The organism is Sporosarcina aquimarina, assembly GCF_019748715.1.
GTDB lineage: Bacteria > Bacillota > Bacilli > Bacillales_A > Planococcaceae > Sporosarcina > Sporosarcina newyorkensis.
On the sequence record NZ_JACLBZ010000063.1, the window covers coordinates 1 to 304 of the forward strand.

A 304-nucleotide genomic window follows, 5' to 3' on the forward strand; every position below is an offset into this window, starting at 1 on the left:
GTTGTGGGTTCGACTCCTGCCGGGCGCGCCATTATTATATATTTTACATTCGGGAAGTAGCTCAGCTTGGTAGAGCACTTGGTTTGGGACCAAGGGGTCGCAGGTTCGAATCCTGTCTTCCCGACCACTTATTCTCGGGGCCTTAGCTCAGCTGGGAGAGCGCCTGCCTTGCACGCAGGAGGTCAGCGGTTCGATCCCGCTAGGCTCCACCAATTACATTTTCATTATATGAACCTTGAAAACTGAACAGCAAAACGTTAACGAATTATACGTTTATGCATCGGCTCTGCCGGTGACATAAACA

At 50.3% G+C, this 304-nt stretch carries 2 tRNA genes; both read left to right on the forward strand.

Annotation, left to right across the window (positions count from 1 at the left end):
* Nucleotides 1-50: 50 nt before the first annotated feature.
* Nucleotides 51-127: transfer RNA gene (locus H7J92_RS17555), tRNA-Pro, on the forward strand.
* A 9-nt stretch (nt 128-136) separates the two neighbouring features.
* Nucleotides 137-212, forward strand: a tRNA-Ala gene (locus H7J92_RS17560).
* The last annotated feature ends 92 nt before the right edge of the window (nt 213-304 follow it).